At 34.7% G+C, this 22,885-nt stretch carries 22 protein-coding genes and 1 tRNA gene; 11 read left to right on the forward strand and 12 right to left on the reverse strand.

The features are described from left to right. The first annotated feature begins 15 nt into the window (after positions 1-15). The 7 genes from asnS to ABVM53_RS08485 all read left to right on the forward strand — a co-directional run bounded on the left by asnS (position 16) and on the right by ABVM53_RS08485 (position 7,053). Positions 16-1,455: an asparagine--tRNA ligase gene (gene asnS, locus ABVM53_RS08455; protein ID WP_371455177.1), complete on the forward strand. Its 1,440-nt coding sequence runs from the start codon at positions 16-18 to the stop codon at positions 1,453-1,455. Between the two features lie 163 nt (positions 1,456-1,618). Then, the gene (locus tag ABVM53_RS08460) at positions 1,619-2,266 is read left to right on the forward strand and encodes a hypothetical protein (protein ID WP_405325067.1); all 648 of its coding nucleotides are present in this window, start codon (positions 1,619-1,621) and stop codon (positions 2,264-2,266) included. An 18-nt stretch (positions 2,267-2,284) separates the two neighbouring features. Beyond that, positions 2,285-3,007 (forward strand): hypothetical protein, encoded by a 723-nt coding sequence (locus tag ABVM53_RS08465; protein ID WP_405325069.1) that lies wholly within the window; start codon positions 2,285-2,287, stop codon positions 3,005-3,007. A gap of 477 nt (positions 3,008-3,484) precedes the next feature. After that, on the forward strand, positions 3,485-4,243 hold the full coding sequence (locus tag ABVM53_RS08470) for a sensor histidine kinase (RefSeq protein ID WP_405325072.1): 759 nt from the start codon (positions 3,485-3,487) through the stop codon (positions 4,241-4,243). A gap of 2 nt (positions 4,244-4,245) precedes the next feature. Further along, positions 4,246-4,881, forward strand: coding sequence for a response regulator (locus ABVM53_RS08475; protein ID WP_405325075.1), 636 nt, complete (start codon positions 4,246-4,248; stop codon positions 4,879-4,881). Positions 4,882-4,989: 108 nt separating this feature from the next. Next, entirely contained in the window at positions 4,990-6,444 is a 1,455-nt protein-coding gene (gene rpoN / locus ABVM53_RS08480; protein ID WP_405325078.1) for an RNA polymerase factor sigma-54, read from the forward strand. Further along, positions 6,445-7,053 carry a hypothetical protein gene (locus ABVM53_RS08485; protein ID WP_405325081.1) on the forward strand — a complete coding sequence of 203 codons (609 nt, stop codon included), beginning with the start codon at positions 6,445-6,447 and terminating at the stop codon, positions 7,051-7,053. Here the strand turns inward: ABVM53_RS08485 and ABVM53_RS08490 are convergent. From ABVM53_RS08490 to ABVM53_RS08530, 9 genes are all read right to left on the reverse strand, one after another. Continuing rightward, entirely contained in the window at positions 7,041-7,769 is a 729-nt protein-coding gene (locus tag ABVM53_RS08490; protein WP_405325084.1) for a porin family protein, read from the reverse strand. The genes ABVM53_RS08485 and ABVM53_RS08490 overlap by 13 nt on opposite strands. Positions 7,770-7,894: 125 nt before the next feature. Next, on the reverse strand, positions 7,895-8,377 hold the full coding sequence (locus tag ABVM53_RS08495; protein ID WP_405325086.1) for an ExbD/TolR family protein: 483 nt from the start codon (positions 8,375-8,377) through the stop codon (positions 7,895-7,897). A 24-nt stretch (positions 8,378-8,401) separates the two neighbouring features. Beyond that, a complete protein-coding gene (locus tag ABVM53_RS08500; protein WP_405325089.1) occupies positions 8,402-9,001 on the reverse strand; it encodes an ExbD/TolR family protein in 600 nt (199 codons plus the stop codon). A gap of 9 nt (positions 9,002-9,010) precedes the next feature. Continuing rightward, positions 9,011-9,451 carry a hypothetical protein gene (locus ABVM53_RS08505; RefSeq protein WP_405325091.1) on the reverse strand — a complete coding sequence of 147 codons (441 nt, stop codon included), beginning with the start codon at positions 9,449-9,451 and terminating at the stop codon, positions 9,011-9,013. A 27-nt stretch (positions 9,452-9,478) separates the two neighbouring features. Continuing rightward, positions 9,479-10,276 carry a MotA/TolQ/ExbB proton channel family protein gene (locus ABVM53_RS08510; protein ID WP_405325094.1) on the reverse strand — a complete coding sequence of 266 codons (798 nt, stop codon included), beginning with the start codon at positions 10,274-10,276 and terminating at the stop codon, positions 9,479-9,481. Between the two features lie 73 nt (positions 10,277-10,349). After that, a tRNA-Ser gene (locus ABVM53_RS08515) sits at positions 10,350-10,437 on the reverse strand. Positions 10,438-10,533: 96 nt separating this feature from the next. Further along, positions 10,534-11,559: an asparaginase gene (locus tag ABVM53_RS08520; protein WP_405325097.1), complete on the reverse strand. Its 1,026-nt coding sequence runs from the start codon at positions 11,557-11,559 to the stop codon at positions 10,534-10,536. Continuing rightward, complete coding sequence (locus ABVM53_RS08525; protein ID WP_405325100.1) at positions 11,552-12,682, reverse strand: 1-acyl-sn-glycerol-3-phosphate acyltransferase; 1,131 nt, start codon at positions 12,680-12,682, stop codon at positions 11,552-11,554. The genes ABVM53_RS08520 and ABVM53_RS08525 overlap by 8 nt, the downstream gene beginning before the upstream one ends. 46 nt (positions 12,683-12,728) lie before the next feature. Continuing rightward, positions 12,729-13,499, reverse strand: a complete 771-nt coding sequence (locus ABVM53_RS08530; protein WP_405325103.1) for a TatD family hydrolase — start codon at positions 13,497-13,499, stop codon at positions 12,729-12,731. A gap of 103 nt (positions 13,500-13,602) precedes the next feature. Here ABVM53_RS08530 and ABVM53_RS08535 point away from each other — a divergent pair, with 103 nt between their 5' ends. Continuing rightward, positions 13,603-14,040 (forward strand): retropepsin-like aspartic protease, encoded by a 438-nt coding sequence (locus tag ABVM53_RS08535; RefSeq protein ID WP_128756366.1) that lies wholly within the window; start codon positions 13,603-13,605, stop codon positions 14,038-14,040. A 592-nt stretch (positions 14,041-14,632) separates the two neighbouring features. On the opposite strand, the gene ABVM53_RS08540 is transcribed toward ABVM53_RS08535, so the two are convergent. Next, the gene (locus ABVM53_RS08540) at positions 14,633-15,631 is read right to left on the reverse strand and encodes an isoaspartyl peptidase/L-asparaginase family protein (protein ID WP_405325107.1); all 999 of its coding nucleotides are present in this window, start codon (positions 15,629-15,631) and stop codon (positions 14,633-14,635) included. Between the two features lie 110 nt (positions 15,632-15,741). Between ABVM53_RS08540 and ABVM53_RS08545 the strand changes: the two genes are divergently transcribed. The 3 genes from ABVM53_RS08545 (at position 15,742) to ABVM53_RS08555 (ending at position 18,863) form a co-directional block, all read left to right on the forward strand. Next, positions 15,742-16,956: a metallophosphoesterase gene (locus tag ABVM53_RS08545; protein ID WP_405325110.1), complete on the forward strand. Its 1,215-nt coding sequence runs from the start codon at positions 15,742-15,744 to the stop codon at positions 16,954-16,956. 116 nt (positions 16,957-17,072) lie between these two features. Beyond that, positions 17,073-18,494 (forward strand): hypothetical protein, encoded by a 1,422-nt coding sequence (locus ABVM53_RS08550; RefSeq protein WP_405325113.1) that lies wholly within the window; start codon positions 17,073-17,075, stop codon positions 18,492-18,494. 72 nt (positions 18,495-18,566) lie between these two features. After that, complete coding sequence (locus ABVM53_RS08555) at positions 18,567-18,863, forward strand: thioredoxin family protein (RefSeq protein WP_371455161.1); 297 nt, start codon at positions 18,567-18,569, stop codon at positions 18,861-18,863. Here ABVM53_RS08555 and ABVM53_RS08560 read toward each other — a convergent pair. Together ABVM53_RS08560 and ABVM53_RS08565 are read right to left on the reverse strand one after the other, a co-directional pair. Continuing rightward, a complete protein-coding gene (locus tag ABVM53_RS08560; protein WP_405325116.1) occupies positions 18,860-19,513 on the reverse strand; it encodes a polysaccharide deacetylase family protein in 654 nt (217 codons plus the stop codon). The genes ABVM53_RS08555 and ABVM53_RS08560 overlap by 4 nt on opposite strands. A 4-nt stretch (positions 19,514-19,517) precedes the next feature. Beyond that, the gene (locus ABVM53_RS08565; protein WP_405325119.1) at positions 19,518-22,799 is read right to left on the reverse strand and encodes a DUF2723 domain-containing protein; all 3,282 of its coding nucleotides are present in this window, start codon (positions 22,797-22,799) and stop codon (positions 19,518-19,520) included. Positions 22,800-22,885 lie beyond the last annotated feature (86 nt).

The following is a 22,885-nucleotide window of genomic DNA, read 5'->3' on the forward strand; positions in this document are numbered from 1 at the left end:
TTAGATAAAATCATTATGAAAAAAACCATTGTACATATTTTAAAAGAAGAACCAAAAGGACACGAGATTACCGTGAGAGGATGGGTACGATCCTTTAGAGCGAATCGATTTATTGCCTTAAATGATGGTTCTACAATTAATAATTTACAATGTGTAGTTGACTTTGAAAATACAGATCCTGCATTGTTAAAACGTATAACGGTAGGTGCTGCAGTTGCTGTATCTGGTAACCTGATTGAAAGTCAAGGTGGTGGTCAATCTGTAGAAGTTGATGTGAAAGAGGTGAAAATTCTTGGGGATGCTGATCCGGAAGAGGTTAAAATGACTATTCTTCAGCCAAAGCGCCATACACTTGAAAAACTACGCGAGCAAGCGCATCTACGCGTACGTACAAATACATTTGGAGCTGTAATGCGTTTACGCTCAAAGTTAAGTTTTGCGGTTCATGAGTACTTTCAGAAAGAGGGTTTTTATTATGTAAATACACCTATTATTACGGGTAGTGATGCAGAGGGAGCGGGAGAGATGTTTAAGGTAACTGCTCAAGACTTAAAAAATCCTGCTAAGGATAAAGAAGGTAATATAGATTATAAGAAAGATTTCTTCGGAAAAGAAACAAATTTGACAGTTTCTGGTCAATTAGAAGCAGAAACCTATGCATTAGGTTTAGGTCAGGTATATACTTTTGGCCCTACTTTTAGAGCAGAAAACTCAAACACAAGTAGACATCTTGCAGAATTCTGGATGATTGAGCCTGAGGTAGCTTTTAATGATCTAGATATGAATATGGATCTGGCTGAAGATTTTATAAAGTATGTTGTCAAGTATGTTCTTGATAACTGTCAAGATGATCTTGAGTTTTTAGAAGGAAGACTTATACAAGAGGACAAGAGCAAGCCTGAAGCTGATCGCGCACCTATGGCGTTGAGAGAGAAGCTAAAATTTGTTGCAGATAACAATTTTAAAAGGGTGAGTTATACAGAGGCTATAGATATCTTAAAGAACTCTAAGCCGAATAAAAAGAAGCAATTTAAATATCCTATTGAAGAGTGGGGCGCAGATTTGCAAAGTGAACACGAGCGTTTTCTGGTAGAAAAGCATTTTAAATGTCCGGTGATTTTATTTGATTATCCTGCAAATATTAAAGCCTTTTATATGCGCTTAAATGAAGATGGGAAAACCGTACGCGCAATGGATATTTTATTCCCGGGTATTGGAGAAATAGTGGGAGGCTCACAACGAGAAGAACGTCTTGATGTGTTGCAAGAGAAAATGGCTGCATTAGATATATCTGAAGAAGAACTGTGGTGGTATTTAGATACACGCAGATTTGGTACTTGTGTGCATAGTGGGTTTGGATTAGGTTTTGAACGTTTAGTTCTTTTCGCTACCGGTATGACAAACATTAGAGATGTAATACCTTATCCGCGTTTTCCACAAAATGCAGAATTTTAATTGAAAGAAAATATTATTCAAAAACCCGATTTTTAAATCGGGTTTTTTTGTGCCTTTTAGTACTATTTAATGTCGGGGATAAACACCCTTTTTTTAAGGTTATTTTCCTTAAGAATTAAAAGATGTCTATTTTACAGCTATCTAACCAAAAACCAATTACCCAATGAAAAGAATTACTTTACTGGCAATTGCATTTTTTGCTACTTTATTAATTACTTCTTGTGAAGAAAAATCGTGCAACTGTGATGAGCAGGAAACTCCTGTGCAGGGAGCTCCGGCTAATATTATTCCTATAGCAGCTGCAGATTCCTTATACAAAAATTATGGAAACAGTCGTGTAGCCTTAATCGAACTTGCAGAAAACCTCACGGAAGAAGGAGATACAATACCAAAAGAAGATGCGAATTATAAAAAAGCAACTCGTGCGGTTACGATGCCCTATAAGCAGCTTAAAGAGTATATGGCATATATAGAACAGCAAGCAGATTCTGCGAATGTAGATATAGTGGAAATGCGTATATATTTTGGTAAATACAAAGACACTTATAAACAAAAAAATAAAAAGGGGAGAGCTACTGTTTTCTTAAATCCGGCGACAGAATTTACTCTTGCAGATGGAACCAAAGACACGGTGAGCTATGCAATTGTTACGGGTGTAGATGGTAAAAAAAGAGCCGTAATGGTAGGTGACGTTTTAAGTCCTAAAAAAGGGATGAACAAATTAGAAGATGATGAGACGATTGAATCGATGTCTGGAAATCACGGTACATTAAGACCTCCACCACCTTTAACTGGAGGAGATTTTCAATAAGGTGTTCAAAAGAAGAATTTGAATAGTTTAGAGATGGAGTCTATTTGGAGCAAGTATTTAAATTTTCTTACAGAAGATTTATATATGAGTATTTTATTACCTTTTGAACTTTTGCCCTTCATAATTGGAGTAATTTACTGGAGAAAATTTAGTGGTACTCCTATTATTTGGGTTATTCTTTATTTAGGCTACAATTTTCTTAATGAACTGTTAGCGGCCTTTTATTTTGTTCATACTGAGCAGGCGAATACCATCTTTTTCAATATTCATGATTTGATCTATTTTCTTATGATCTTTTATGTGTATTATAAGATTCTAAAATCTCCTATCTTTAAAAAAGTAACTATCTTATTATTTATGAGCTGGTTATTGATTTATATCTATTTTCTTGCGACTTCAGATATTTGGATAAGTTTTTCTTTATTTTCTTTAGTGGTAGGGGATTTTTTAATATTAATTCTGGTGCTTTTGAATTTTATTGAAATCATTAATTACTTTGGTTTTACAGTTATTAAAAATGATTTTCTAATCTATTTAGGCTTTGGTCTTTTAATATATATCGTGATTCAATTACCTGTTTTAGTGGTAACCTTAATAGGATGGATGAATCTTAAAGCGGAAAACCCAACATTAGCTTCATTTTTTGAACTAATACGTAATGTAGGTTTTGCTGTAGGGTGTTTAATGTATTCTATTTTTGCTTATGGTTTTTATCGTGCTGAGCGTCCTCAACTTGTATAAGATGAAGAGTTGCTATTTAGCATTTGAGAGCTATTTATACGATTGCATATACGAGACTGAGTATTAGATATTGATGGCAGAATTAACTATTATAAATAAATAGTAGAAATTTACTCATTGATTTTATGCGCATATCGATGGTAAGCAAGACAGCTGGCGCAACTCAGAACGGTCGGGAAAGTTCTCATCACGACTAGTTTTAATGCTGTATTTTATTAAATTATAAATAAGAAGCTGCTTGCAAAAGGCAATGATATCAATTATATGCATTTAGGTGTGGAGCTTTCAATTTTACAGTAGTTAATCTCCCTGTTTCTGAAGTTTTACGAGGGCGGTTAAGCTACTTAGATTTAGACTATGTTTATTATTTTGAAATGAAACGTAAAATAATTTTTGGTGTGGCATCAATTAAATCTGTTGTTTTTACTTTCGGTTCGTATCGTATTAAGAATACTAAAATTTATAATTATTAAAAGTATGGATCAATCAACATTGCAACTCGTCATCCTTGTCGTTTTGTTAGTTTTATTTTTGCTTGCTATAATTGTATTTGTGCTTTTTTCGGTATTTATGAAACGAAAAAATAGTTTGCTTCGAGAACAAATAGAAGCTGAAAAACGATTTGAAAAAGCAATTGCAGAAACTCAAATTGAAATTAGAGAAGAAACCCTGCGCAACATTAGTTGGGAATTGCACGATAATATAGGCCAGTTACTCACATTAGCAAAAATTAAAGCGCAAAACATAGAAGGTGGGGAAGAAATGCTTGAAGTTGCAGAAACGATAGGGACAGGCTTAAATGAGCTTAGAGCCTTGTCAAAATCTATTAATCCTGAAGCTATAAATGGGCAATCGCTCATAAAGTCTCTGGAGATGGAAGTTGCTCGATTCAACAGGCTTAAATTTTTATCTGCAGAATATGAGTTATTGGGTGATCCTGTAGTTATTGATTCGCAGGCAGAAATAGTTTTATTTAGAATCGTACAGGAATTTATTACTAATACGATGAAACATTCGAAGGCAGCCAACCTTAAACTTTCGGTACATTTTAAAGCTGATTCTTTAGAAATTATTGCTCACGATGACGGTGTAGGATTTGATTCTGAAAAGGTTGTTAGGAATGGAATAGGTCTTAGTAATATAGATAAAAGAGCAAATTTGATAAATGCACACGTGAGAATAAACTCAATACCAGGAGCAGGCACGCAATTAAAATTAATATATCCATTAGATTAACTATGTATAAAGTAGCATTAGTAGACGATCACACATTACTGTCTGAAGCCATTGCAGGTTTAGTAAGACAATTTGAAAATTTTGAGGTTGTTAATATTTCAGTCAATGGTAAAGAATTATTAAATTATCTAAATTCAACTAATGCTCAAATTCCAGATATTGTTTTAATGGATGTTAAGATGCCTGTGATGGGTGGGGTAGAGACTACAAAATATTTAACGAAGCATCACCCAAATATTAAAGTCCTGGCACTTTCAATAGAAGAGGATGAACAAGTAGTTATGCAAATGATACGTTCTGGAGCTAAAGGTTATTTATTAAAAGATACTCGAAAAAGTATTTTAGAGCAGGCTTTAAATGAGGTGATAAATTTTGGATTCTATTATACTAATACCGTAGAACGCCTTATTCAAAAATCTGAAACTTCTTTAGAAGAAGAAGTTGTGCTTAAGGATCGAGAGATTGAATTTATTAAACATGCTTGTACCGAAATGACCTATAAAGAAATTGCTGCAAAAATGTTTCTGAGTCCTAAAACTATAGAAGGTTACAGAGAATCTGTATTTCATAAGTTGGGCCTTAAAAATCGTACTGGTCTGGTAATTCACGCTATTAAAAATAATATCTTCACTCCATAACCATACTCTTTTGTGATATAGATTTTTTAGTTAAAGTCTTAACAAAATATTCTTACTTTTTACAAGGAGCATTTTTCTATTTTTGTAAGAACTGTTTCGATAATCTATATGCTTAAACAACAATTAAATTTTAAACTTTCCCAGAAGCTTTCTCCACAGCAAATTCAGCTGATGAAGCTAATACAATTACCTACGCAGGCCTTCGAGCAACGCGTAAAACAAGAGCTTGAAGAAAATCCTGCACTTGATAACGGTAAGGAAGAAGCTAAGGATGAGTATGAGGAATTTGATAATAGCGGGGATGATGATTTTGAATCTGAAAAAATTGAGACAGAAATTAATGTAGATGACTACTTGTCTGACGATGAGGTTCCAAGTTATAGACTAAATACTAATAATTATAGTAGTGATGATGAAGAGCGCCAGGTTCCTTACGCGTCTGGGACTTCTTTCACGCAACATTTGATGTCTCAACTGCATACCTATCGTCTCGATCAAGAGCAAATGGAGATCGCTGAATTCTTAATAGGTAGTATAGATGATAGTGGATACCTAAGAAGAGATTTACTTGATTTATTAGATGACTTAGCATTCACACAAAACATTTATACAGACGAACAAACTCTTGAGAAAATTTTAAAAATAGTTCAAAATCTCGATCCATCAGGTGTTGGTGCGCGTAGTGTAGAAGAATGCTTATTAATTCAACTAAAGCGAAAGGATGAAACTGAATCTGTTGCACTAGCGATATCGATATTGACAAATGCTTTTGATCACTTCAGTAAAAAACACTATCAAAAACTACTATCTAAATTTGATATTACTGAAGATCAGCTAAGGGGTGCTATTGATGAAATTGAACATTTGAATCCTAAACCCGGCGGATCCTATGCTGGGAATACTAAGGTTGTTGAGCACGTTATTCCTGATTTTGAAATACGTATCCGTGATGGGCAACTCGAACTTACCTTGAATGGACGCAATGCGCCAGAGATGCACGTTTCTAGAGAATATACAAATATGCTTAAGGGGTACAAGGATGCTTCTGAAAAGAGTAAATCTCAGAAAGATGCTGTGATGTTTATTAAGCAGAAACTAGATGCTGCAAAGTGGTTTATAGAGGCGATTAAACAACGGCAACAAACCTTGTTTGTAACTATGAGCGCTATTATGAACTATCAGGAAGAGTTTTTCTTGACAGGCGATGAGCGTAATTTGCGGCCAATGATCTTAAAAGATATTGCAGATGAGATAGGAATGGATGTTTCGACTGTATCTCGGGTCGCAAATTCTAAATATGTTGATACTCCCTACGGAACAAAGTTGATTAAAGAGTTCTTTAGTGAGAGTATGACAAATGATCAAGGTGAAGAGGTGTCAACACGGGAGATTAAGAAAATCCTTGAAATGACGATTCAAGATGAAGATAAACGTAAACCATTAACTGATGATAAGCTGGCCAAGATCTTGAAAGATAAAGGGTATCCAATCGCCAGACGTACAGTTGCGAAGTATAGAGAACAGTTAGATGTGCCAGTGGCACGTTTACGCAAGGAAATTTAAATGAAATTTATCCTACGTAGTTTTTCATATCTAATGCACCCTTTGTTTATGCCACTGCTGGGTGTAGTTATTTATTTTGCAATAACTCCTAAATTCATACCGGAGTCGTTTATGTATGCAAAAATATTTGCCATAAGTATTTTAACGCTTATTGTACCCATCCTTTTTTATTTCCTTCTTGAAAGTATAAATCTGGTATCCTCAAAAGAATTAAGTGATGTCAAGGAAAGAAGAATACCATTGATATGTCAAATAGGTATAACAATCTTAATAGTAACCGTAATAATTAATGGTTATGAGTTTCCAGAACTATACTTATTCTTTTTGGGAATTCTTATTGCATCAGGACTAGCGTTAATTTTTAGTCTCTTTAAATACAAAGCCAGTTTACATATGGTGGGTGTGAGCGGAGTGCTTTCTTTTATTATAGCGCTGAGTATGGTATATACTACAAATTATCTGGAAATTATTTCCTTACTCATTATTGCTATTGGTTGTACAGCAGCATCACGGTTACAATTCAAAGCCCATAGTATGCACGAATTGATTGTTGGCATATTAGTAGGTGGGCTTCCGCAGTTGATTGTATTTTATTTTTATAATATATAAAACATCAAACCGAGTTTAAAGCTATTAAGCTCTAGTGCCTCTCCATTAACTAGAGTACCATCCTTAAAAAATGGATTTAGGTTATAATAGAAGTGAAAATTGAATGTATCATATCCAAAGGTAAATGTTAGTCCTAGGCGATATCTGTCAAACTCAGGAACATCGGTTTGCACGACTTGATTGCCTGTTTCTTCAAAATTAAATTTATAAGCATATACATAGCCTAACTGTAATCCTGTGTAAACTCTCCAGAATTTATAGTTTGCTGCTGTAGAGGTGCGCCAACGAAGATGTATGGGCATTTCTACAAGATAAGTAGAAAGCCAATTCTTATCATAATCGACACTTGAGTCAATTATATTAAATATTGATTGATTCTGTGTGTCTTCACCTACAAATAAATTTTGATTATAAGTGTTCATAGAAAAGCCGGCTCCAACACCAAGTGCAATATTGCGTTGAGAATTGAGTGGCATATCCCTTATGTAACCAAGGTGCAAACCCCCACTAAAACCATTTTGAGATAGGCTAGTTGGTTTATTGGTTAATAGATTAAATGTTACTCCTAAATAGAATTGATCCTCTCTGTATTTTGTGTCAATTTTCAGGCTGTCCACCTCAACGGCTAGAGAATCCTGTGACTGACCAGTAAATATTGTCAAACAAGTAATAGCGATAAGGAGTATTTTTTGTTTTGTGGTTTTGCTATAACCCATCTCAAGGAAAATTAAATTATTAATCAGATATCAAATTTGATCTAATTATATTGATTATAATAAAAAAACGCCCTGAAAAATCAGGGCGTTTTTTTATTATAAAAGAAATGAAAATCTAATACATCTTATTGATTGCTCTTAACTGCGTCACCAGACTTAGTAACGTAATTAATTTTAAGTGCATTAGCACTTCTAAGTTCTTGCTTTATATCTGAGATAAGACCCATTTTACTTTCTCCATCAACTTTTAAAGCTGTAGTTAAGAAGGGTACAAGTTCTTCACGTTTACTCGCTCTTTCTTGATAAATAAAATCTTGAATCTGATTAACATTTGAAATCTTATCATTCAACTGAATTTTTGCAGAAGTACCATATGTAGCTTGATAGCGATCTATTGGTTCACCAGCATAGATATACATAACCAGATCTTTCTTATCAAGTTTTTCAACTTGGTCTGCAGTTGGCAGATTATTTTTAACCATTAAGGTTTGATCTCGCATTACAGTAGCAACCATGAAGAAGAACAGCAACATAAAAACTATATCTGGCAATGAAGCCGTAGAAATAGCCGGTAGTTCACCTCCTTTTTTCTTATTAAACTTAGACATAGTGAATTGTGTTAAATATTATATTTACTTAGGTTCTGCTTCAGAAAGCTTCTCTGGATATAACTCCTTAATTATCTCTAATTTAGGTTTAAGCTTGTCTTTTACAGCTTGACTAGTACGAGCATCATTAAAGCGATTTTCCATCGATATAAATGTTTCTCCGTATCTATTCATCGCCTCACGATCACGTAATTGATTATAAGCAGCAACAAGTTCATTTTGTACTGCAATATATCTCTTGTATGATGTTCCACGATTATTCACAAGTGAGATAATTGCTTTGGTGGGATTTGTTGAAGAATTTTCAGCTTTTGCACCTTGGCAATAGCTACAATCTTCAGCACCGTTATCTAAAAATTCAACAGCTGCTGCTCTCAAATCTTCAAGATCCATCAATTCATCTTCTACAAGTAAATCATTATTACTATTTACAACAACAGTAAAAAGATTTCGCATTTTAATTACCGGCGGAGGAGGTTGGTTTTCATCAAGTTCCGGAGGTAATTTACGACTTATACCACTGTCTGTTTCAATTGTAGTTGTAACCAGAAAGAAAATAAGAAGTAAGAAGGCAATATCTGCCATCGAACCTGCATTTACTTCTGGAGCTGATCTCTTTGCCATAATTAAGTTTTATTTAGCTAATTTCTTAACACCTGAAAATACCATTGCACCGATAGCGACCACTGCCAAGATGTAAAAAGCATAAATACCTGCTTCTACCCATCTTGAAGCGCTGGCAGATAAACTACCACCATCTCGTAAAGGAGTTTCTTCACCAGAAGCTAGGACATAAGAAATTAATATGATTGCTAAGAATGCTCCCAAACCGATTAGGGTTCCTTTAAGAGATGAGCCTCCGGTAAAAATATTTTTTACAACAAAAATCACAACAAATACAAGTGCTACTGCAAATGCTGTATAGGCAATATATATAAATGGGGTAACAAGTGAGTTCTGTAATTCTGGTGAATCTATAATAGCTGTATCTCCAGTAATCAGAATTCTAACTAGCCATACAGCTCCAAGAATAGAAAGGATCAGTGCGACAATTTTTAAAATTTTATGTAACATAATTTAGTTATGTAATTAAAATGATTATTACTTCTTGTACCGTACAAGCATGTCAATCAATGTGATTGAAGCGTCTTCCATATCATTAACAATGCTGTCAATTTTAGCGATGATATAATTATAAAAAACTTGAAGTATAATCGCAACAATAAGACCAAATACGGTTGTTAAAAGTGCAACTTTAATACCACCAGCCACAAGAGAAGGGTTCATGTCACCAGCAGCTTCAATCTTATCAAATGCGTCAATCATACCAATTACTGTACCCATGAAACCAAGCATCGGTGCTAGTGCGATAAATAAAGAAACCCAAGATACATTTTTCTCTAAAAGTCCCATTTGAACACCACCATAAGCTACTACAGCTTTTTCAGCAGCATCAACTCCTTCATCAACACGGTCCAAACCTTGATAGTAAATAGATGCAACCGGACCTCTTGTATTTCTACAAACGTCTTTAGCAGCTTCAATACCACCGCTGTTCAATGCATCTTCTACATCTTGAGCTAATTTAGCAGTGTTTGTGCTAGCAAGGTTTAAGTAAATAATACGTTCAATTGCAATCGCAAGACCTAAAATAAGACATAAAAGAACGATACCCATAAATGATGCACCCCCTTCTATAAAACGTTTCTTTAATTCTTGAGTGAATGATGTAGACTCTTCATCAGTGTCTGCGGCTGCAGCCTCTTCTGGAGCTTCATCTTGTACTGCAGATAATACTGTTGCGTTAACAGACATTAAAGAGGCAGTATTTGCTTGAACTGTAAGATTGCCTAAAGCGATTACAGCTGTGATTACTAGAATAGAAAATACTCTTTTCATTGCTTTTGATCTTAAAAATTTAGTTAGTAAAGGATAAAGATATAAAATTAATTATTCAAATATTAAAAAATAGCAGAGAGGAAGGGATTCGAACCCTCGATACGCTTTTGGCGTATACACGCTTTCCAGGCGTGCGCCTTCGACCGCTCGGCCACCTCTCTTTAATTTGTCGCGCCGAACCAGTTTTGACAGGCTGCCAAATAACAAAAAATATGTCAAATCCCAAAAGGAAGAATCAAAATAATAATAATTTCTTATTAACTCATTTCTCCTCTTAGTGAAGTTTCAAATATAGTCTTAAAGACCTTTGGAGCCAAATTTTGACTATTGAGATACATCATTTTGGTTATGGCTGCTTCTATAGTAATGTCTTTACCAGAGATCACACCCAGCTCCTTCAGTTCCGTACTGGTCTCATAATTACCCATTTGAACACTTCCCCATTTGCATTGGGTAATGTTAACAAGAGGTATTCCTCGGTCAATAATTTTTTTCAATAAATCTATAAACCAAGCTTCTGTTGTGCCATTTCCAGCGCCAAAAGTCATTATAATTACTCCACTATACGTCAATTTTTCAAATGTGTCTGAGAGCAATGTTTCATTTATTCCCGGATATAAGTGAACAACTAAGATATCTGTAGTTAATTCTTTATGAATTTTTAACTTTTTGCGTGTATATGGAAGCAGTTTTTCGTCTTCAATTGTAAGATGAACACCAGAAGTTACGAGTGGAGGATAGTTAGGAGACTTAAAAGCTTCAAAATGTTCTGCACTTATTTTTGAGCTCCTATTTCCTCTATAAAGTTTATATTCAAAATAAAGCCCCACTTCGGTGATATATGATCTACCTCTTTTCTTAAGTGCCGCAATTTGTATCGCCGTGATTAAATTTTCTTTAGCGTCAGTTCGTAAATCTCCTATAGGAAGTTGAGAGCCGGTGAGAATTACAGGTTTTGCTAAGTTTTCTAACATAAAACTTAATGCCGATGCTGTATAACTCATCGTATCACTCCCATGAAGAATTACAAAACCGTCTATTGCGCTATAATGATCTTCAATTATAGTACATAGCTCAGACCAAAGCTGTGGATTCATATTTGAACTATCTATTGGCTTTTCAAAACTGATAGTTTCAATCTCACACTCTAGAAGGCGTAATTCTGGAATTTTATTAAGAAGATCATTAAAATCAAAAGATTTTAAAGCTCCCGTTTCAAAATCTTTGATCATACCAATGGTTCCTCCAGTATATATTAGAAGAATTTTTGATGGTTTACTCAAGACTTTTAAGTTTATTTATTACTGGATTTGCATACATTAACAGAAAGCTTTCTCTTGCTATTTCGCTAGCCGCATCAACTCTGCGTTCTAACCTTCTTTCAAATGCTCTTTTGTCTTTTTCTGTATACGTATAGGAATAGGTATCTGTCCCGTGATATAAGTCGTATGCTATATAATTAGACGGCCATAATTTATAGATCCTGTAAATTTCCTTGTCTATATACTTGGCAAGTTCTTGAAGCTTATCATTATCAGATAAATCTCTAGAATCGATTTCATCAAATACACTTCCATCTAATTTGCCGGTGGCAATATGAACTCTTTTCTTATAACCTAATGCGCCTCTTAGTATGCTATTAAAATCCTCATTGTTACTTTTGACATATACAATATCCTCACTTTTAGCAATTAGTTCTGGTACTTTAAGAATATCTGTAGGGTCAAACTCATAAGATATTGCAACTGGTCTTATATTAAGGTCTTTGAGAAATGGAATTACGGCTTGATCTCCACGAGCCATTCCTATCATTTTTAAAACGCCTTGTTGTGTCTTATCACTACCATCTTTAGTTCTACCTTCGCGTTGAGCCATCCAGATCGATTGGTTATTTGTACCAAGTACATGGGCCACGTATTCTGAAAGATTTTTTGAACTCAACAACATTTCTCTAGGAGAAAGACTGCGCTGCACTAAGAAACTTCTATTAAGTCGCGCAAGAGCCATTAAAAAAGGCTTTTGAACCAGATTATCACCGATCGCAGAAGCGGTCATCACCAAATCATTATCATAAAGTGCCACATTTATAAATGAGGTATCTAAAATTATATCCCGATGATTTGATAGATAAAAATAGGATTGCTCTTTATTTAAATGTTCAAACCCTGAGGTAGAAAAACCATCCGTGCTTTTCTCCATAATTTTTTGAACAGACTTATAAATGATTTTACTTTGAAAGTCATATATAGAGTGGCATTCGTTAATAATTTCTTTTATTTCCCGCAGTGACTTTTCAGGAAATGTAAATTGTAACAATGCCTGAAACATAGGGTGACGATAATGGGTCTGAAGTGCTTCGTGAACTTCAGAATCGTCATAAGGTCTTATGGAGTCAAATTTTGACACAAATTATTTTTTAGGTTGATCGTAAAAGAACAAAATATTTTATTGATCAGTCAAGGTTAAATATTTTTTTGGCATTATTTGTAGTAATTTCTCCTACTTCAGCAATTGAAATATTATAAATTTTTGAAAGCTTATCTGCTACTTCAACCAGATAACTACTCTCGTTTCGCTTTCCACGATATGGAGTAGGAGCTAAGTAAGGAGCATCTGTTTCCAGTACAATATGCTTGATATCTATTTCATTTAAGAACGTATCTATTTTACCATTCTTAAATGTTACAACGCCTCCAATTCCGAGCATTAAGTTAAAATCTATCGCTCGCAGTGCATCCTCTTTAGTACCGGTAAAGCAATGAAATATCCCTCTTAAACGATCATTTTTTTCCTTTTCAAGTACCTCAAATACTTCATTAAAAGCATCTCTACAATGTATAACTATAGGTAAATCGTATTGCTTAGCCCATTGTATTTGTTGAGCAAAGGCATCTTTTTGAATCTCTTTTGTTGATTTATCCCAATATAAGTCTACACCTATTTCACCTATAGCAATATGTTTTCTTAAAGCCAGTTCATTTTCTATGTGACAAAGTTCATCTGCTAGACTTTCTGGTTTGACATGGGTAGGATGTAATCCCACCATTACATGCATAGATTCTGGATACCTTTCTTTTAAGTCCCACATCTTTGCAGTGTAGGTAGAATCAATAGCCGGAAGAACAAAATCTGTAATGTGCAGCTCCTGTGCTCTAGCAATCATTATATCGCGATCTTCGTCAAAAGATTCGCTGTAAAGGTGGGTATGAGTGTCTATAAACATATGCGGTAAATTTAAAAATTAGCTGTTAGCAGACGCAAACTTTATTAAAAATTTAAAATTCAAGTGTTTTATTTACTCTAAGTTTGGCCACTTAGCATTTATTATGATTTCACTTTGGCAGTTTCTGAAAAAGAAAAAATATAAGCGAATTCCGCTTTCACCGGTAGGCACAGGACATCTCAAATTTGAAGCTACAATTAATGGAGTTTCTGGTGAATTTATACTAGATACCGGAGCTTCAAATACGTGCATAGGTTTTGAAGATCTCGAGCGTTTTAAATTATATGCAAAAGATAGTGAGGTCAAGGCTGCCGGAGCAGGGGCGATTGATATGCTTACACAAATTGCTCAAGATAATCTAATCGAAATAGGTCCTTGGAAAACAAAAAATATTTCAATTGTTTTATTTGATTTATCACACGTAAACCAAGCGCTCATTAATCATGATGCGAAGCCAGTAAGTGGAATTATTGGTGCTGATGTGTTAAAATTAGGCAAGGCAATTATCGACTATCAGTATAATTGTATGTATCTGAAATAATTTTAGACTTCCGAGGCTTGATTTACTTAGCTTTTATGGGAGTCTAATACTTCGCTTCGGTTACTAGAGTTATAACTACATCAAGTTGTCGTTTAACCTCGCTCACACTCCTTTTTTTTAAAGATTTGAAGTTTTTATTACTAATTATTGGAAATAAAGAAAGCCTGAAAGGCTATTATAAAACACTTCGCTTCGGTTACTAGAGTTATAACTGCATCAAGTGGTCGTGTAACCTCGCTCACCACCCCATTTTTTCTTGGAGAATTAAAGTTTTTATATTCCTAATTATTGGAAATAAAGAAAGCCAGAAAGGCTATTATAAAACGCTTCACTTCGGTTACTAGAGTTATAACTACATCAAGTTGTCGTGTAACCTCGCTCACCATCCCATTTTTTCTGGGAGATTTGATGTTTTCTATTCCTAATTATTGGAAATAAAGAAAGCCAGCTCGAGAGCTGGCTTTCACCCCAAATCATAATTGATTATTACAAGTCAATTACAACAGTCTTAAATATTTTTTGCTTTAAAAGCTTGAAACAAAACTAAAGTATTTTTTTATTAATTAAAAACATTTAAATATTGCTCTTAATTTTAATTTCTTAGATAGCTATTAGTAGTGATAGCTTTATTTTCTTGATTTTTATATTGCATCATTTTAAATCCTGGGTGAATGCAATAACTTCCTGTTTCACCTTTTTTGTTAATTGCAATATAGGCAACCTGAAAATTTACATGATTGGGATTTTTAGATACTATTCTTCTTATTGCTTCTTCACAGGCTTCTTGCGGACTCATTCCGTTGCGCATAAGTTCGACAATTAAAAAGCTACCCACAGTTTTGATGACTTCTTCACCCATTCCGGTAGCAGCAGCACCTCCTATCTCATTGTCAATAAATAGACCGCTGCCTATAATAGGACTGTCTCCTACACGGCCTTTCATTTTATACGCAAGTCCAGAAGTAGTACACGCTCCAGAAATATTTCCTTTTTTGTCTAAGGCGAGCATTCCTATGGTATCGTGATTTTCAATATTAATCAGCGGTTTATAATCAGATGTTTTTAACCATTCTTGCCAAGCCTCTTCAGATTCTGGGGTTAACAATTTTTCAGCATTAAATCCATTTTTCAAGGCAAAGTCTTCAGCTCCTTTGCCTGTAAGAATTACATGGGGCGTTTTGTTCATTATCTCGCGAGCAAGAGCAGCAACATTTGTAATATTTTCTACACACATCACCGCTCCGCAGCTACCAGTGTGATCCATTACGCACGCATCTAATGTTACATTCCCTTCTCGATCTGGGGAGCCTCCTTTACCTACAGTTGTATTTTTAATATTTTCCTCCTCCACAGCTACTCCTGCAATTACTGCATCTATTGCTTCATATCCTTTATCCAGAAGTTCGCCGGCCACGGCATTGGCTTTAGTAAATTCCCAGGTACAAATAGCAACTGCATGTTCTTTCATAGGTTTTTCAATAATCGTTTTTGAGTTTAATTTATAATCTTTTCCTCTGGCGATGCTTGTTAATCCCAAAGTAATGGCGATTGTATTTAGGCTGGTAGTGGCAATAAAGTTGCGACGCTTCATGAATAATATCTATTATAAATAAAATAAACTGGTTTATTTTCTAAAAATAAGATTTCATTATAATAATTAGGAGATAGCTTTCATAATATTGCCGTCTTATTTTCAACAATATGCGCTGGTTAATATTTATTCTACTTTACATCTTAATCGATTTATATGCTTTTCAGGCCTTCAGAACTCTTTCGAAGAATTTCTGGCTAGCAGGTATTTACATTTTTATATCTATTGCAGTATTACTTGTATTTATTTATACGCTTTCTAATATGGATAGATCAACCGGTATAGCCTCTCGTGAAATGTATATTATTGGTTGGTTTTTAGTTTTATTTGTTCCTAAACTAATTCTCATAGTAGTTTTATTTGGAGAAGATATCGTTCGTTTTATACTAAGTATATTCAATTCGCTATTTGGTGAATCTACTACTTATGAAATGCCTTCCCGCCGAAAATTTGTAAGTGCGATAGCGCTCGGAATTGCTGCAATACCTTTTGCTTCTTTAATCTACGGAATGTATAAAGGTAAATATAGATATAGAGTGCTTTCCTATACCTTAGAATTTGATGATCTGCCTGAAGCATTTGACGGCTATCAAATTACTCAAATAAGTGATATTCATAGTGGCAGTTTTGATGATGCGAGTAAAATTAAATATGGTATCGACTTAATTAATGAGCAAGAAAGTGATGTCATTCTTTTTACAGGAGATCTAGTAAACAATTTTGCAAGTGAGATGAAACCTTGGACAGGATTATTTTCATCACTGAAAGCTAAAGACGGTGTTTACTCTGTACTGGGTAATCATGATTATGGAGATTATGCAGACTGGAGTTCTCAAGCTGCAAAGTCCGCAAATTTAGAAAGTCTGAAAACCCTTGAAGCCGAAATGGGATGGCAATTGCTATTGAATGAGCATAAATTTATAACACGAGGTGAACAAAAAATTGCTTTAGTAGGAGTTGAGAACTGGGGGACTGGTTTTAAGCAAGTGGGAGATATTGATAAGGCTTCTGCAGGATTGTCAAGCGGTGATTTTAAGATTTTAATGAGTCACGATCCTTCTTATTGGGCAGAACGTCTTAAAAAAGATTCTAAAAATTACCAACTTACTTTAAGTGGTCATACTCACGGAATGCAATTTGGGATAGAAATTCCGGGATGGATTAGGTGGAGTCCCGTTCAATATAGATATGAAAATTGGGCCGGGATTTACAAAGAAGGTAACCGGGTGCTCAATGTGAATAGGGGATTTGGATATTTAGGCTATCCGGGAAGAGTTGGGATCTGGCCAGAGGTTACAGTTATCAAGCTTAAAAAGAATAAATAAACGTTATTAAATGAAGGATTATTCTTACTCCTTTAAATTAATTGCATTAATAATTTCCTTTAAAGGAGCATATTAATCTATAAAATACATATCTTAATAGTATCAAATTTTGAGATATGTTTTATAGAAATTTAGCTTCCTTTATTTTTCTAATGGTAAATACTGTGTGTTTCTCGCAAGTAGGCATAGGCACAGCAAGTCCGGATGCATCGGCATTATTAGAATTAAAGTCTGAATCTCAAGGCTTGTTGACTCCTAGAATGACAACAGCCCAACGTAATGCAATAAGCAATCCTGCAAATGGTCTTATTGTATATGACACAGATGAATCTGCGTTATATTATTTTAAATCTTCATCTTGGTCAGAACTTCAAACCCAGGAGAAACGTGATAATTATGTTTTAGTTAAAAGTCAATCAGATTTTCCAGCGGCTTCGGGAGGTGTAATTACTTTGGATGAAGATACTTTTTACGAAATTAATGGTGAGATTATATTAACAAATTCAATAAATCTCAATGGCGCATATTTATCGGGCTTAGATGCAGCAGAAGATATATTAAAATTTACCGGAGGGGTTGTCTTCAAGGGTGGATTTGGAGGGAGTATACGTAATGTTACTCTGAGCGGTTCAAAAGCTTTCGAAATTGCAGGTCCTGGTATTGCATCCTCAGAGTCACTATTAATTCAAAATACCATTGTAAATGGGATGACTACCAGTGTGGGATCCATTTCTGGTCTGGGTCTTCTCTTTTCTAATATTGTTCAATTTGTAGGTAATACAAATGGAATAACCTATTCCAATATCGGGAACTTATTATTAAACAATCAAGCCTGGCTGAATTCGAACAGGGGTACTTACGAGAAATTAACTGGATCTTTTGGGCTTATTGAGAAAGTAAGTGGCTTTAGTACTGTTGCTGGTTCAGCAACTGCATTTGATGTGAGTTCTAACCCTATACTGCCGGCTACTGGTAGTGCTGTAATGTTAGGAACTGTTTTTTCAGGCAACTCCACTAATGCTTATATCCTGGGATATACCTCAGGGTCTTATATAGGATATAACTTCACAAATGACTGGACTGTAAATTGTCCTGGTATCGCTGTAGAATCTGATAATGAAGCTACAGGTAATCTTTATTACGAAACATCCTCTGTTGTAACTTTAAATAACGGAAATAGAATTAAGCTACCCGTTAGTACATTATCAACAAGATTATTTAGAACATCTACTGATGCTAATTCTAATAAAATTATCTATCAAGGAAAAAAAACCAGATCTCTAAATGTTTTTGGATCTATTTCTTTTACAGCAATTGCGGGGATGCGTGTAACTTTTTCTATTCATAAAAATGGAGTCCTTGTACCGGGCACTGAAGTTGTTTACGATATTACTGATACAAATGGTCGTCAAGGGCTTTCTATTTTAGGTACAGTTACCGTTAATCCCACAGACTTTATTGAGATCTATGTTGAAAGAAATACATCTGCCACACCCAATCAATTCTTGGTTACCAGTTATAATCTATTAGTTAATTAATCTAAAAAATGGAGTGATTGGGCATAATTTGCTTTTAAACCTTATATTTATTCAACTAAAAGAGCATGAGGTATGTCAAAATTTGGAGCACTCATAGATTTACAAATTCCTGTTTTAATCGATTTCTATACAGAATGGAATGAACAATCCACTACCATGCACGCTATTCTACGTGACGTGGCTGCGGCATTAGGTGATAGAGTAAAGGTTGTAAAAATTGACGTTGATAAAAATCCTGAGTTAGCTGAAGCTCTTAGAATAAAGGGCTTGCCTACATTAGTGATTTATAAAAAAGGAGAGATGAAGTGGAGGCAAAGCGGAGAGCTTGATGCCAATTCTTTAATTTCTATTGTGCAGAAATTTGTTTAAAGCCCTTTAAATATATATCCTTTATTTGAAAAATGCTCTAGAACACGAGGCAGCGCATACTTCATATTATTTTCAGCTTTTAAGCTATCGTGAAAAACTATAATGCTGCCATCTTCAGTATGACTAAGTACATTATCTAAACATTTATTTTTATCTATAGTGCTGTCCCAGTCGTAAGCAATAACATCATACATTACGATTTGGTAGTTTTTCTCAATTAATCTATTAGCCTGTCTTTTTTTAATTTTTCCGTAAGGAGGTCTAAAGAATAATTGATTCTGGGCAAGCTTTTGGGTTAGTAACTTTTCAGTCTTAGTAATATTTGTTAGATAATCTTCATTATTTGTTTTCCAACCATTAAGATGGTTAAATGTATGATTGCCTATAGTGTGATCACTCTTAATAAGTAAATTGAATATATCTGGATGCTTTACAATGTTGTCTCCTATACAGAAAAAACTAGCTTGTGCATTAAAATTTTCTAAGGTTTGTAAAACCCACGGAGTGACTTGTGGAATAGGACCATCATCAAAGGTTAGGTAAAGTGTCTTTTGCGTAGAGTTTTTAGTTTTCTTATCCCATATATAATTACTGTAAAGACGCTTAATTATCTTAGGCGTCTTTACAGGTAAGTTAACTTTAATAGGCATTAGCTTATCTAGTTGTATCTCTGGGAATAGCAATTGATGAGTCTCTTATCTGCTCAGTAGGCTTAGATGTTTCTGGAGCAGTCTCATCTTCCCCGTAAAACTGACTGAATTTACGCAAGTACGAATTAAATTCTTTAGCTTTTTCAGGTAAGATTTCTTGATCCTGATTACGAATTAATAAATCTACTAAGCTTCGGTAGCGTTCAATATCTGTAATAATATCTTGCGCGTATTTATACTGTCTGTTAAGATCTACTGTACTCCAATAATTTAATTTCTCTTGATATTTCTTAGCAACCTCACCCCATAATTTGCGTGCTTTTGCTTGCTCTCCTACTTGATAATAACCACTTATATAGGGTTCAAGAAGTGTGTAGTATTCAAATGTATCAACTGGCATTTTCTCCATTGCAAGATCAAGTACGTCTTTAGCTTTACCAAATTGCTTTTCATTGATTAAGGTTTCAGTAAGACGTGCCAGATTGCCTCGGTACGTGATTCCATTACGACGTGTTTCAGTATCGTGATAAACATCTGGATCTCCACTATTACCCCAATACCAGTTCATTGCGATATTGTAGAACTTATCTGAATCTATTCGCCCCATATCATAGGGAGATTGTGGATCTATAGATGTGCGTATAGGTACTAGTTTATAACATACGCCGTCTAGTTGAAGGTAATCTTTCATCCATAAATAGTCGTCATCTCCAAAGCTTCCGCCTGTAAAGTAAATAGGGCGTTCCCAATTATTGTTTGCAATCACATCCAGCATAAGGAGTCGGTTTTTATAAAGAACATCTTCTTTAATATTGACTACTATACTTGGAACTATTAGATCTGAATCTTTTTGAGGTACAATCCCTTTGCTTAACACCGTATTTTTATCTACAGGTATACGTATAAGTTTTGTAGGGTAGGTATGTACCATAGTACCACTTTGTAATTCTTCCATGGTTCTAATATCATCACTTGCAATCCAGTTCATCCAAGTTTTGATATCAAGTGTGTCATTAGGTTTTAGATCATTATACCAGATAGCATCTCTATTGCCTGCGACATATTTATCGTGCGTAAGCTGAGAGGGGATAGGGTCACTTTCGTAAGCCTTACGTTTCATATCATCTATATACCAAGATGTTTGGAAGAGACTGGTATTTACAATACGTACATCCCTACGGTAACCTTCAATTTCTTGCGCGTACCACAATGCGAAAGTATCATTATCACCTATGGTAAATAAAATGGCATTTTCATCGCAACTGTCTAAATACATTTTTGCCATTGCAAGTGCTGTTTTGCGATTAGATCTATCATGATCATCCCAATTCTGAGAAGCCAGAATTACAGGTGCAGCAAGAAGGCAGACTACGGTGACTGCAGGCAGTACAATTTTAGAAGATACTTTATCTTTTAGCATATCATACAATGCATATACTCCAAAACCTATCCACATTGCAAAAACATAAAAAGAGCCCACAAGTGCGTAATCTCGTTCTCGAGGTTCAAAAGCACGCTCGTTTAGATATATTTTAAGTGCAATACCGGTAAATAGAAAGAGGACAAGAAGTACCCAAAAACTTTTCTTGTCTTTGCTTGCTTGAAATACAAGTCCTAATAAACCGAGTATGAGTGGTAAGAAGAAATACATATTTCTTCCTTTGTTGTTGAGAACGTCGCTTGGCAAATTATCCTGAGGTCCTAATCTAGCTTCGTCTATAAAAGAAATTCCACTTAACCAGTTTCCATGGATATCGTCATAATTCCCTTGAATATCATCCTGGCGTCCTGTGAAATTCCACATAAAATAACGCCAATACATATAGCCAAATTGAAAATCAAATAGGTACGCTAAGTTATCTGAAAATGACGGAGGATCAACATCAATATATTGCCTAATACGCATTAAGAAAGACTGAAACCCTTCATTATCTATACGGCCTTGCGCGTAATCAGATTTAAATTTTGCAACTGCTTGCTGCAATTCTTGATTGTCTGCATATTCTGGCTTGACTTGAAATTGTAACGGACCGGTAAATTGCATATAATTTGCAATATGATCTGTACTCCACATACGAGGTAAGAAAACCTTATGCCGATCTTCAGAATTTTGTACAGCGTTTTCCCACTCGTTTATAATAATATATTTACCGCTCTTTTCATCCTTTTCATAATTAGGCTTGCCATCTATATATGGGTTTTGAGCATCAAGACCTCCATAAATTTCTGTAAACTGCGGCCCATAAAATAAATGAGTTTCTGGATACTGCTCACGGTTATAATAAGCTAATAACTCACGTGCATTATTAGGATTGTTTTCATTAATGGTGGTCCCTGCATTTGCACGTATAGGGAGCATTAACCAACTAGAAAAGCCTATAAAAATAAATAGGATTGAAAGGATTAACGTATTGAGTTGGTAATAAGATTTTTTTCTAGTGAATTTCAGTAAGAAATAAAAGATACCTATAAATACTATGCCGGCTATTATAGTTCCGCTATTAAATGGAAGTCCGAACGAATTGACAAAGAATACTTCGGCGTAGCCAAAAAAGCTTAACGTATAAGGTAATAGGAATTTGAAAATAAACATCAAGACAGCAACTACAATTACATTAGCTACAATAAAATTCTTGATCGTAATTGTTTTGTAATTTTTAAAGAAATATAGAAAGCCGATTGCAGGAATAGTCAATAGCGCCATAAAGTGAACACCAAAGGAAAGTCCTACGATAAAGCAAATAAGCATTAACCATCTATTGCCTCGAGGTTTAAACATATCACGCTCCCATAAAAGAGCAACATAAAATAAAACCGATAGCATAAACATAGCCATCGCATATACTTCTGCTTCTACTGCATTAAACCAAAAACTGTCTGTGAATGCAAAAGCAGTTGAACCTATAAAAGAAGCTGCTAAAACAGCGAGTTGATCTGTACTCGATAAAACTTCTTTATTGCGTTTAAGCAACTTGCGCAACAACAAAGAGATTGACCAGCACATAAATAGGATCGTGAAAGCAGATGCTAAACACGACATAAAATTCACACATAAAGCAACATAGGTGGCATCTGGAGCAAAAATTGAGAAAAATGCGCCTAGCATTTGATACAATGGAGCTCCTGGCGGGTGACCAATTTCTAACTTTGAGGAGGTAGAAATATATTCACCGGCATCCCAGAAACTGGCTGTAGGCTCTACAGTTAAACTGTAAGTGATTAATGCAATGGTAAATGCACAGCAACCAACTATTTTATTGTACTTCGGGAAATTGAAGTTTGTCATAAGGCAAATTTAGCAAGCAGCGAATTTAAGAATTAATACGGTAATGAATTCTGTTTTATATAAAACGACGTGTGGAAACAAAATAT

It is taken from the genome of Leeuwenhoekiella sp. LLG6367-2.1, from assembly GCF_045055775.1.
Taxonomy (GTDB): Bacteria; Bacteroidota; Bacteroidia; order Flavobacteriales; family Flavobacteriaceae; genus Leeuwenhoekiella; species Leeuwenhoekiella aequorea.

Bases quoted from the DNA above. Each gene is read 5' to 3' on its own strand.
- asnS (WP_371455177.1), top strand. From the start codon at position 16: ATGAAAAAAACCATTGTACATATTTTAAAAGAAGAACCAAAAGGACAC.
- ABVM53_RS08460 (WP_405325067.1), top strand. From the start codon at position 1,619: ATGAAAAGAATTACTTTACTGGCAATTGCATTTTTTGCTACTTTATTA.
- ABVM53_RS08470 (WP_405325072.1), top strand. From the start codon at position 3,485: ATGGATCAATCAACATTGCAACTCGTCATCCTTGTCGTTTTGTTAGTT.
- ABVM53_RS08475 (WP_405325075.1), top strand. From the start codon at position 4,246: ATGTATAAAGTAGCATTAGTAGACGATCACACATTACTGTCTGAAGCC.
- rpoN (WP_405325078.1), top strand. From the start codon at position 4,990: ATGCTTAAACAACAATTAAATTTTAAACTTTCCCAGAAGCTTTCTCCA.
- ABVM53_RS08485 (WP_405325081.1), top strand. From the start codon at position 6,445: ATGAAATTTATCCTACGTAGTTTTTCATATCTAATGCACCCTTTGTTT.
- ABVM53_RS08490 (WP_405325084.1), bottom strand. From the start codon at position 7,769: ATGGGTTATAGCAAAACCACAAAACAAAAAATACTCCTTATCGCTATT.
- ABVM53_RS08495 (WP_405325086.1), bottom strand. From the start codon at position 8,377: ATGTCTAAGTTTAATAAGAAAAAAGGAGGTGAACTACCGGCTATTTCT.
- ABVM53_RS08500 (WP_405325089.1), bottom strand. From the start codon at position 9,001: ATGGCAAAGAGATCAGCTCCAGAAGTAAATGCAGGTTCGATGGCAGAT.
- ABVM53_RS08505 (WP_405325091.1), bottom strand. From the start codon at position 9,451: ATGTTACATAAAATTTTAAAAATTGTCGCACTGATCCTTTCTATTCTT.
- ABVM53_RS08510 (WP_405325094.1), bottom strand. From the start codon at position 10,276: ATGAAAAGAGTATTTTCTATTCTAGTAATCACAGCTGTAATCGCTTTA.
- ABVM53_RS08530 (WP_405325103.1), bottom strand. From the start codon at position 13,499: ATGTTTATAGACACTCATACCCACCTTTACAGCGAATCTTTTGACGAA.
- ABVM53_RS08535 (WP_128756366.1), top strand. From the start codon at position 13,603: ATGATTTCACTTTGGCAGTTTCTGAAAAAGAAAAAATATAAGCGAATT.
- ABVM53_RS08540 (WP_405325107.1), bottom strand. From the start codon at position 15,631: ATGAAGCGTCGCAACTTTATTGCCACTACCAGCCTAAATACAATCGCC.
- ABVM53_RS08545 (WP_405325110.1), top strand. From the start codon at position 15,742: ATGCGCTGGTTAATATTTATTCTACTTTACATCTTAATCGATTTATAT.
- ABVM53_RS08550 (WP_405325113.1), top strand. From the start codon at position 17,073: ATGTTTTATAGAAATTTAGCTTCCTTTATTTTTCTAATGGTAAATACT.
- ABVM53_RS08555 (WP_371455161.1), top strand. From the start codon at position 18,567: ATGTCAAAATTTGGAGCACTCATAGATTTACAAATTCCTGTTTTAATC.
- ABVM53_RS08560 (WP_405325116.1), bottom strand. From the start codon at position 19,513: ATGCCTATTAAAGTTAACTTACCTGTAAAGACGCCTAAGATAATTAAG.
- ABVM53_RS08565 (WP_405325119.1), bottom strand. From the start codon at position 22,799: ATGACAAACTTCAATTTCCCGAAGTACAATAAAATAGTTGGTTGCTGT.